This window comes from Simiduia sp., assembly GCF_058345725.1.
The window spans coordinates 1-9,391 of record NZ_JBTUOC010000097.1 but is presented as its reverse complement, the minus strand read 5'-3'; the positions used below and the strand labels follow the sequence as shown (position 1 = coordinate 9,391).

6 protein-coding genes are annotated in these 9,391 nt (G+C 55.2%); 3 read left to right on the top strand and 3 right to left on the bottom strand.

The features are described from left to right. Positions 1 to 1,885 (bottom strand): biosynthetic arginine decarboxylase (speA, locus tag ACW8F6_RS17960; RefSeq protein WP_491577267.1); only part of this gene is annotated, 1,885 nt, incomplete at its 3' end. Between the two features lie 168 nt (positions 1,886 to 2,053). On the opposite strand from speA, the gene ACW8F6_RS17955 reads away from it, so the two are divergent. After that, the gene (locus ACW8F6_RS17955) at positions 2,054 to 2,404 is read left to right on the top strand and encodes a DUF6122 family protein (protein WP_491577266.1); all 351 of its coding nucleotides are present in this window, start codon (positions 2,054 to 2,056) and stop codon (positions 2,402 to 2,404) included. 83 nt (positions 2,405 to 2,487) lie between these two features. Then, complete coding sequence (locus ACW8F6_RS17950; protein WP_491577265.1) at positions 2,488 to 3,039, top strand: FKBP-type peptidyl-prolyl cis-trans isomerase; 552 nt, start codon at positions 2,488 to 2,490, stop codon at positions 3,037 to 3,039. A gap of 14 nt (positions 3,040 to 3,053) precedes the next feature. Here the strand turns inward: ACW8F6_RS17950 and ACW8F6_RS17945 are convergent, their stop codons facing one another. Next, on the bottom strand, positions 3,054 to 3,761 hold the full coding sequence (locus ACW8F6_RS17945) for a DUF5020 family protein (RefSeq protein ID WP_491577264.1): 708 nt from the start codon (positions 3,759 to 3,761) through the stop codon (positions 3,054 to 3,056). Continuing rightward, positions 3,739 to 7,359 carry an EAL domain-containing protein gene (locus ACW8F6_RS17940; protein ID WP_491577263.1) on the bottom strand — a complete coding sequence of 1,207 codons (3,621 nt, stop codon included), beginning with the start codon at positions 7,357 to 7,359 and terminating at the stop codon, positions 3,739 to 3,741. The genes ACW8F6_RS17945 and ACW8F6_RS17940 overlap by 23 nt, the downstream gene beginning before the upstream one ends. A 362-nt stretch (positions 7,360 to 7,721) precedes the next feature. Between ACW8F6_RS17940 and ACW8F6_RS17935 the strand changes: the two genes are divergently transcribed. Then, positions 7,722 to 9,293, top strand: coding sequence for a beta-helix domain-containing protein (locus tag ACW8F6_RS17935; RefSeq protein ID WP_491577262.1), 1,572 nt, complete (start codon positions 7,722 to 7,724; stop codon positions 9,291 to 9,293). Positions 9,294 to 9,391: the final 98 nt, after the last annotated feature.

Genomic DNA, 9,391 nt, shown 5'->3' with positions numbered 1-9,391 from the left:
CCTCCAGGTAGGAGTAGCCGGACATGCCGGTTTCCAGTTCAGCCAGGTATTCGGCTTGAATTTTTGGATCTATGCCGCTGGCCGCCAGTTTATCGCGGTAGCTGCTAATGATCTGGTCGACGTCGAAATCCACACAGGACAGCATATCGGCTACTGTATCGCCCATGAGCGGGTTCAGAATGTCGTAGCTGCCATCGGGTCGGAATTCGACGTGCATGGAATGGGTGTCGCCAAACAGGTTGTGCAGGTCGCCAAGAATTTCCTGATAGGCACCCACCATGAACATGCCGAGGTAAAGGGGTTTGTCGTCGTCCACTTTGGGCATGGGCAGTGTGGGTTCGATGCCTTCGCCCTCCACATATTTGTCTAGCTTGCCATCTGAATCGCAGGTGATGTCTTGCAGAATGCCGCGGCGCTCGGGGCGACGGTCCAGGTAGTGCAGCGGCAATACCGGGAAAATCTGGCCGATGGCCCAAGCATCGGGCAGCGACTGGAACAGGGAAAAGTTGCAGAATACTTTATCGGCCAGCTTTTCGTTCAATTCATCTAAAATCTCGGCGTGCACACCGGGGTTATTCTGCAGAATGTCGCGCACTTTAACGCAGCTGGCGGCGTAAATTTCGCTGGCGCGCGCCCACTCCTGGAGGTTCAGCGCACCGTGCACATAGAGGCTGTGCGCCTCGCCAATGGCGTAAACCGCATCGTGATAAATTTCCAGCGCCGTGCGGCGAGAAATATTCTTAAACCCCTGCCACAGGTCCTGCAAAATAACCGGCTCGTCGTCTTCAACGGGCTGTGGCAATTTGTAGCCCACGGTTTCTTCGACGCCGATCACATCGGTGATCAACACGGCGTGGTGGGCGGTCATGGCCCGGCCCGATTCGGAAATAATATTCGGGTGTGCGATATCGTGGGTGCTGCAGATGTCCATGAGCGCAGTGACCACTTTATTGGCGTACTCTTGCATGGAGTAATTGGTCGAACAGGACGACTGCGAGCTGGTGGTGCCCTCGTAATCGACACCCAGGCCGCCACCGACGTCGACCCACTTAATGTGCGCGCCGAGTGCATGTAGCTCGGCAAAATAGCGTGCGGCTTCGCGCAGGGCGTGCTGGATGTCGCGAATGTTGGCCAGCTGCGAACCCAGGTGGTAGTGCACCAACTGCAGTGCATCCAACTTGTTGCGGCTGCGCAGCGTCTCTACCATGCTCAAAATTTGCGTAGGCGACAGACCAAACTTGGATTTTTCGCCGCCGCTGCTTTGCCATTTGCCCTTGCCCTGGGAGGCTAGGCGCACGCGCACACCCATGCGCGGCGACACACCCATCTTTTCCGCCTCGTCCAGCACCAGGGTCATCTCCGACATCTTTTCCACCACAATGTACACTTGGTGGCCGATGTGTTCGGCAATCAAGGCCGTGCGAATATACTCGCGGTCTTTGTAGCCGTTGCAGACAATCACCGAGCCGGGCTTGGCCAGGCCGATGACCGCCATTAATTCTGGCTTTGATCCGGCCTCCAGACCAAATCGCTCTTGGCCGCCGTGCAGCAGCAGCTGCTCCACCACGTCGTGTTGCTGGTTCACTTTAATGGGGTAAACGGCGCGGTACTGGCCCTCGTAACCCAAACGTTCGCGGGCGCCGGCAAAGGCGCTACACAGGCGGTCAACCCGGTCGTGCAATATGTCGTTAAACCGCACAAGCAGGGGCGTGGTCATGCCCTTGGCGCGGGCCTGTTCCACCAGCGCCATCAAACTGACTTCATGTCTGGGCTGATCGGGATCTGGCCGGGCGATGAGCTCGCCCCGGTCGTTCACATCGAAATAGCCATCGCTCCAGTGAGTGATGTTGTACAGTTCCCGGGAATCGTCAATAGACCAGTTCATTGGCTGTGGTTGCCCTCGTGGTTGGGGTAAAGTGGCGGATTGTAGGCTATGTCGGCCGCAACTCAAGGTGTCTTTGCCGGCTCTGCCCCGCTCGGCGCAATTGGGCAAGATTTGCTAGCAAATACGCTGTTTGTCAGCATGAGTATACATAACTGGGGATGAGCGACAGTGAACTTTGCGGCTATTGGGCACCTCGTATTGCATTTTTTGGTGCCATTACTGCTGGCGCGGCTCTGTGCCGGGCCTCGCTGGCGATGGGCTTGGTTCTGGATGATGGCCACTTTGCTGGTGGATCTGGATCACTTGCTCGCTAATCCGCTGTACGACCCCGAGCGCTGCAGCATTACCTACCACCCGCTCCACCTTTGGCCCGTGTGGCCGGTGTATGGCCTGTTGGCGCTCTGGCCGAAAAGCCGATGGTTGGGGGTGGGTCTACTGGTACACATGCTATTGGATGGCGTGGATTGTGTGCGACAGCAGGGCTGGCAGACGCTGTGGCAAAGCCTGTCGGCCGTTTAATCAGACCTTATAGTGCGAAATGACTGGGGCGTATCAATCGCGCCCAGATAGCTTGAGTCCTGCGTTGGAGCCGGCGCAAGTGCTTGCCAAGGCCGGAGGGGCTCGCCATACTTGCGCCCTTTTTTACCAGCGAGCGCCTTGCCATGACTATCAGCCAGGATAAAGTCGTCAGTTTTCACTACGACCTCAAAGAAGCCGACACCCTATTGGAAACTTCGCGCGATGGCGATCCCGTACTGTATCTGCACGGTTACCAAAATCTCCTGCCCGCCATGGAAAAGGGCCTGGAAGGCCAGGTTGCTGGCGCCAAGGTGTCGTTGACCCTCAGTCCCGAAGAGGCCTACGGAAAGCGCCAGGACGGCGCCACCCAGCGCATTCCCATTAAACACCTGGTCGATCACGCCAAACTAAAGAATAAGCTGCGCGCCGGCATGACGGTGGCTATTAATACCGAGCAGGGCCCGCAAGATGCCGTGGTCATTAAGGTGGGCAAATTTAATGTGGATGTGGACGCCAACCATCCCTACGCCGGTAAAACCCTCACGTTTGATATTGAAGTGCTGGAAGTCCGCGATGCCACGGCCGATGAAGTGGCCCATGGCCACGCGCACGGCGTGGGCGGCCACAACCACTAACTGATGATTGGCGCCTAGAAGTGCGCCTTAATGAGCAGGCTGGCGGTATTTTGATTGCTGTCGGCCAGCGCGTCATCGATGCCGAACTTATTGCTCCAATAATCGTATTCCAGCCCCAGGTACCAGCGCAGTGACGTATTAAAGCTGCGCTGCATATCCCACTTAATCTGCGGATTAAAGTGTAAGTTTGGCTCGCCTTCTTCAGAGCTGAAAACCCAGTCTGCAAATCCATCGACAATTAGCTTGCCATCGATAAAGGGATAAGCCCAGCTGATGGTCGTTTGCCAGCTGTGTCCGTCCAGGTTGGGGGCGTCGCGGTAATACACATTGGCTTTGGCGAAAATAAAACCCGGAATCTTAAAGTCAGTACCCAGACCACCCAGATAGGCCTCGGTCTTACCCTTGCCCTTTTCCCAGGTAAAAGCAGCGTAGGCGGGCATTTTACCGTCGTAAAATTTAATGCGCGGCGAGAACTCCCCATACCAGGTATCGTCTGCATCGCTGTCTGGAAAGTGCTTGTAGTCGACAAACACAAACAGGTCGCCGTGGGTCCAGCGGTTTACGTATTCCACGGTGGCCGTCGTTTGTTGTTCGGGCTCGACAGTGTAGTTGTCGCCGTGTAGCAGGGTCAGGCTCAGATCGCCGGCAAGCGCGGGGCCGCCAGCGCAAAGTGCCAGATAACTTGCAGTCAATAGACGATTAACCAGGTTGTTGGAGCGCATTTTTTTCTCTCACCAATTCAATGAGTTGAGTTTCTGGCATGGGTTTGCCCAGCAGGTAGCCCTGGCCATAGCGACAGCCGCGTGTACTTAAAAACTGCAGTTGCTCTTGTGTTTCAATGCCCTCGGCCACCACGTCGATGCCGAGTTTGTCGCCCATGCTCAGGATAGTTTCAATCAAGGTTTCCTGGGTTTTACTGCGGCCAATGGCCATCACGAAGGAGCGATCAATTTTTAATTTGTTCACGTTAAAGCGCGAGAGGTAGCTTAGCGACGAATAGCCGGTACCAAAATCGTCGAGTGAGATCGCCATGCCCTCGTGCTGCAATTCAGCCAAAAGCGACTCTACATCGAGCCGGTCGTCAACCAACAAGCGCTCGGTAATTTCCACGGTAACCCGCGTTTTATCCTCGTGATCCATTACTAGTTTGCGCCAACTGGTAAAGCCTTTTTCGGTTTCGTGAAACAACCTGGGTGAAATATTGACGGATACGCCTACCTCGTCGATTTTTGACAGCAGCGCTAAGCTTTTGCGCAACACCAAAATATCCAGCCGGCTAATCAGTCCCGAGCTCTCAGCCACGGGAATAAACTCTACCGGTGAAATATTTTGGCCGTCGGGGCGGGTCCAGCGCGCCAGGGCCTCACAATCGGCAATGGTTTGATCGGCCAAGTTGAATATGGGTTGGTAGGCCACCGAAAGTTCGTCGTGCTCTATGGCTTGCACCAGTTCATTGTAGATCCAATGCTGGCGCTCCGAGTGTTCCTGCATAGCCAGGGTAAAGAAGCTGGCGTTATTTTTGCCGCTTTGTTTACTGGCATACATGGCCTGATCGGCGTGACTTAACAGTGTTTCGGTATTAGTGGCGTCGTCCGGAAAAATGGATATGCCGATGCTGACGCTGGAGAAAATTTGGTTGCCCAATAGCATAAACGCTTGATTCATCGAACGAATAATTTGCTCAGCCACCTTGAAGGCATTCTTATAATCTTCGATATTGGTGAGCAACACAGTGAATTCATCGCCCCCGAGACGCGCTACAACGTCCGACTCGCGCGTGCAGGCCTTCAAGCGAGCGGCTATGGCCCGCAGGAAGTCGTCGCCCGTGGCGTGACCCAGCGAATCGTTGATGGATTTGAAATTGTCCACGTCAATAAACAGCAGCGCGACTTTAGTGCCTTCGCGCTTGGCCTTGGTGAGTTCGATTGCGGCCTGTTCGGTAAAGAACCAGCGGTTGGGTAGCTGGGTGATCCGGTCCATGGTGGCCTGTTCGCGAATGGTATTCTCGTTGACCTTTTGGCGCGTAATATCCTGGATTGCGCCAATCAATTCGCGGTTACTTTGGGGGCTGAAAATTACTTTGAGCCACTGACTGGCCGACCCTTCGCGATCCACCTGAATTTCGGTTTGCTGGCGCTCGCCGGACTCCTGGCATTTCCGCATGACAAACAACAGTTTCAGGCCAGCCACACGGCTTAAGTTTTGAGTGAGGTCATCGGCGGAAAAGGGTGGGCTGCGCCGCTCTATGCGCATAATGTCGAAGGCGTGATCGCTAATTTCTGTAATCAGGCTGCCATTGACAATGCGCAGACCAGCCACTTGCGCCATATCGCCTATTTCGGTGAGTAACTTTTGATTTTGCCGAATGTTTTCCTCGTAGCGTATGCGCTTTTTCTCCTGCCGGCGCAGCAACTCAATCAGCAAGCAAAAAATAATGAAAACCAGCGCGGCAGAGGTGCGCGTGCCGATCAGGGTTTGCGGCGCCAGCGCGCTATTGAGCGGCGGTAATGCCGCCAGTAGCCAGCTGTCGTTGCCAATACTAATGGGCACAGTGACAGCATCCGGGTGGTCAAATATCTTTCGATCACCATAGAACACATCGCCCAGGGTGCCCTTGCCGTCTTTGCCGCGAATGGCAATACGGCCGCCGGGCGAGCTGTTGTCCGGGGTGATCAGCCCGGTGGGGTCTAAGCCCGCGCGCAACAATAGGCGCTGCGCATCGATGGGGGCGGCAACCAGCCCCCAGAAAGAGAGGTCGCCCGAATCGTCGGCGACGAAAATCGGGGCCCGTGCAATAAATGCCGTGCCGCCTTGCACCAATTCAACAGGGCCGGCCAATACCATTTCACCTCGATCGCGCACTCGAAAAGCGGCGTCGCGCTGCGAGGGGTTTTTGCGGTAATCCAAGCCTATAGCAGCTTGGTTGCCCTGAAGCGGGTAGACGTATTTGACCACCAAGTCGGGTGCCAGGGCGACGTTCCGGATGCTGGGATCGCGACGCATCATGGCGGCTGCGAAGCGACTAAAATCCGCAGGGGTAATCGCCGGCTGGGCGCTCACATGGGTGGCTAAACCGTGGATGCCGGTGAGGGTGTTGTTGAGGGCGCCTTCTATTTGGGCGCGCATTTGCATATTGTTTTCCAGCTGGTTGACCCGCACCAGTTCGTATTTTTGAATCACTAACCACTGTTCAACCAGTGCGGTGCCCAGTACTACCGTGGCGGCCAGAACAATCAGCAACGGCTTGTATTGACCGCGCGCCACAAATACCACAACTAATCCCATGGCCAGACACAGGCCGGCCAGCAATGGCAGGAGCTCGCTGTAATTGCCCGAGCTGTCGGCGGGTTGCCACAGTAGCTCCGCTACATTTAACGGCCTGTCGATGGCGCCCACGAGTAGCAGCGAGTCGACGATGACCTGCCAGCGAATCGGGTCTGAGAAGCCCACGGGTACGGCCGGGAATTGCACGCAGCTGCGCATGGCTTCGGCCAAAAAGAGGTTGTAGCTGGGTAGATTGTTTTGCCGCAGGTGATTGCGGGGGTAGCCTTTTAACAGAGCGTTTACAGTTTGCTGGGGTTGCGTTAGCGCAAATTCCCAGCCTTTCAGGCTGGCCTGCAAAAAGTCTTGCACTTTGTGGGGGTGTTTTTTCGCAAAGGCCGCACTGGTAAACAATACCTCGCCATAAAAGCGCCGGTGAAAATTACTCAGCGTCATCTCATTGAGTTCAACGGCTGCGGCGTAGGCGGCATAGCGAAGGTGAGGGCTGTAGCCGAGCACCACGTCTGCACGCTGCTCGGTCAGTGTCTCCAGCGAGACTGCCGTATTGATAAACGTAATCTGCCCGGTATCGACCCCCAGCTGCCGCAAAAGGGAGCGGAGCTCGTAAATGAGGCCGCTATTGCCGTCGTAGGCCAGGCGTTTGCCAGCTAAATCTTGCAGTTTATTCAGGGGCATATCGCGCAGGCTGAACAGTGACGCCGCGCTCTGCTGGAACACCGGCGCCAAAATACGCACGCTACTGGCGGACGTTTTGGGGTGGTAAAGCAATTCCATACCCGCCACGCCGAAGTGAGCGCGGCCTTCGATGACTTCGGCAACAGGGTCTAGCTGTTGGCCTTGATTGCTGTAGCCGCTGCGGATGTCGAGGTCAATATCTTCGTCGGCGTAGTAGCCCTGATCTTCGGCCGCATAGTAGCCGCCAAAGCGAAACTCGTGGTCGCTGGGAAGCTGCAAAGAAAGCGTCGTACTGGCCCAGCTAGTCGTGGCCCAAAGTAGCCCTGGCAACAAGGGAGTCAGGCGGTGTAGTGCTTTGATCAACGCGATATATCCTGCGAATGGGGCCAGTTATGTATGGGGCAGTGGACCCTGGTAGTTAAATGTCTCCAATGAGCCTAGCACAAACCTCCAATTTCGCGTCTCGCGACAGCCTGGGAATAGGCCGTTGATGGCCCGCGGTTTGGCGCTTAAATCAACGTTTATTGCGCTGAAGTACACGCGGTCTTGTCATAAAAGTGATAAGCAAATGTCACGCATATGTCTTCGAATCGCCATAAATCTGTCTGCTGAGTGTCATTTTGGCACGCTAGTATCTCGGCCCTAAGTGAGCAAGACACCGGCCGTCAGAGCTGGCCTCACCGAAAACCAATGACAACGACATTCATCGTTAGGAGACGATTTACATGAAATTCAAGCATCTGATTGCGTTAAACGCGCTGGCCGCAGCCCTGATGGCCTGTGGTGGTGGCGATGTAGTAGTACAGCCAACCAACATTGACAATTCTGTCGACAACAGCGTGGTGAGCGGCGGCGGTTCTGGCGACAACAACCCCTGCGCCAATTACGCGGTAGATGGCCAGGTGCTGATTGGCTCCTTCGACGGCAACAACTGCTTTTACGATTCGACCTTTGTCGGCGTAAACAAACCGCTAACCACAGATCTGACTATCCCATTTATTTCTGGTGTGCATATTTTTGAAAGCAGCTTATTCGTGGGCGAAGATGTGACGCCTGCGGACATCGCCGCTGGTGCCACCGTACCGCGCGCCGGCGACGGCCCCACACTGACCATTGCCGCGGGTAACAAGCTGGCCTTCTCCAATCCCAGCGACTATGTACGCATCGCGCGCGGCTCGCGCATCCTTGCCAATGGCACCTCGGCGGCGCCTATTACTTTCTCTGGCTATTCCGATCTGGTAACTAACTCTGCAGCGCCCAATGCGGTCAGCTTGTGGGGCGGTATCATGATCAACGGCAACGGCCTGACCAACAACTGTACGGACGACGAGCGCGCTAACGGTACATGCGCCGTGCAGTCCGAGGGTCAGGAATCTTACTATGGCGGCAACGACAACACGGAAAGTTCGGGTTCACTGCGCTACGTAGTGGTGAAACACTCGGGTTACGCTGTGGTTGAAGGCGATGAGCTCAACGGGATTACGTTTAACGCCGTGGGATCAGGCACCGTGGTTGACCATGTTCAGGTGTACAACACCTTCGACGACGGCTTTGAATTCTTTGGTGGTGCAGTGAACGTGTCGCACGCAGTGCTGGTAAACGTGCGCGATGACTCGCTGGACTTTTCCGACGGCTATCAAGGTAAGATTCAGTACGCGCTGATCAAGCATGCCGCCGATAATGGCAATCGCTGTATTGAAGGCGACAACATCTCCGACAAGCGCCCTGCAGATGCTTCGAATCCGTCTGACTGGCTGATTGCGCCTATGTCTCACCCCATCATTTCCAACGTAACTTGCTTGACTTCCGGTTACGACAACGGCACCCACGGCGACAGCGAAGGTTTTGTATTGCGCCACGGTGCAGAGGCGGAAGTGTATAACTCTATTGTTGTCTCGCCTGCCTCTGGCAACGAGTGCTTTGAAATTAACAGCACCGGTACCGTAAAAAATGCAGAGGACGGCAAGTTGTTGGTGGATTCCACGATTCTGTCCTGTTCTGAAGCAATTAAAAATGCCTCTGCTTCGGATTTGCCGGCCGGTAGCAGCTTCAATACCACCGACTTCTTCAACAGCTTTGCAAATAACTTTGTCGATACAAACCCCACTGCTGCCAGCGTGGTGAACGGTATCTACACCCAGAGCATGATGATGGATTCCAGCGGCAATGCGATTACCGTGTTGACTACCGACGTGTCCAACGAAAACACCGACGATTTCTTTGAGATGCCGTCGCACTTTGGTGCCGTAACCGCTTCCGACGACTGGACCGCCGGTTGGGCACTCGGCCTGCAGTAAGCGCCTGGTCGGCGGCCAAGCAGCCGACAAACGGGCGTATAGGATGGGTTTGAAATGAGATTTGTTAATGTTCGAAACCAAATAAGCATCAAGTGACA